Below are 1079 nucleotides of genomic sequence, written 5' to 3' on the forward strand. Positions count from 1 at the left end.
AGGCCGGGACGCTAAAGCGCGATTTCACCTACATAGACGATATTGTCGAAGGTGTGATGGGTGTGATCGAGCATGCGCCCGCAGAGGTTGGCGCGCATCGGATCTTCAACATCGGGAATCATCGGGCTGAATTCGTTCGTGACCTTGTGCAGCTGCTCGAGGAGGAACTGGGACGAAAAGCTGTGATCGTCGACGCATCGCGCCCGCCGGCTGATCCTGTCGAGACATGCGCCGACCTTTCGGCTCTCGCCGAGTTGACCGGATTTGCGCCGAAAACCAATCTGAATCACGGGATTAAGAAATTTGTTTCCTGGTATCGCATTTGGTGCGCGGAGAGGGGTTGACGGTCCGGTTGGGGTGTAATAGATCAGTCACATCGACGGCGGCGCTGGATGAATGTGCCGACGGGGTGATGTTCGGCGGGACGGAAGTTCCGTCGTTTTGTTCTTTGAGGATTGTGAATAGGCTAGGAAGGGATACGTTGGTGGCGTTTGGCTGCTGGGCTTGAGGGTCTGGTGGTTGGAGCTGAGGCTTAGGCTTAGGTCTGGGTTTTGGTGGTGGTTCTTGAGGGTTGGCTGGTGATCTGGGTTTATGTGATCTGGATGATTATCTGGTCTTTAGGGGCTGATTTGAACGCTGTCTGATGTATTCATTCTGTGAATGTGACAGATGTTTCGAGTTCTGTCTGGGGCTGCGAGGTCTTGGGCAGGGATAATGAGAAGGGTCCGTTCGTTTTGTGTGGTTGGCTGAGGCTGGCTGCATGGGATGAACTTGAGAGTTTGATCCTGGCTCAGAGCGAACGCTGGCGGCATGCTTAACACATGCAAGTCGCACGGGCAGGGCAACCTGTCAGTGGCGGACGGGTGAGTAACGCGTAGGAATCTATCCGTTGGGTGGGGGACAACCGTGGGAAACTACGGCTAATACCGCATGATCCCTGAGGGGCAAAGGCGAAAGTCGCCTAAGGAGGAGCCTGCGTCTGATTAGGTAGTTGGTGGGTAAAGGCCTACCAAGCCTGCGATCAGTAGCTGGTCTGAGAGGATGATCAGCCACACTGGGACTGAGACACGGCCCAGACT

1 rRNA gene and 1 pseudogene are annotated in these 1079 nt (G+C 55.1%); both read left to right on the forward strand.

Annotated elements, in window-relative coordinates:
* A pseudogene (locus RT91_RS21095) lies at positions 1 to 344 on the forward strand (protein CapI); the annotation flags it as partial.
* Positions 345 to 767: 423 nt separating this feature from the next.
* Positions 768 to 1079, forward strand: a 16S ribosomal RNA gene (locus tag RT91_RS19710); the annotation flags it as partial.

The sequence above is a fragment of the Acidiphilium sp. JA12-A1 genome, assembly GCF_000724705.2.
Classification (GTDB): domain Bacteria; phylum Pseudomonadota; class Alphaproteobacteria; order Acetobacterales; family Acetobacteraceae; genus Acidiphilium; species Acidiphilium multivorum.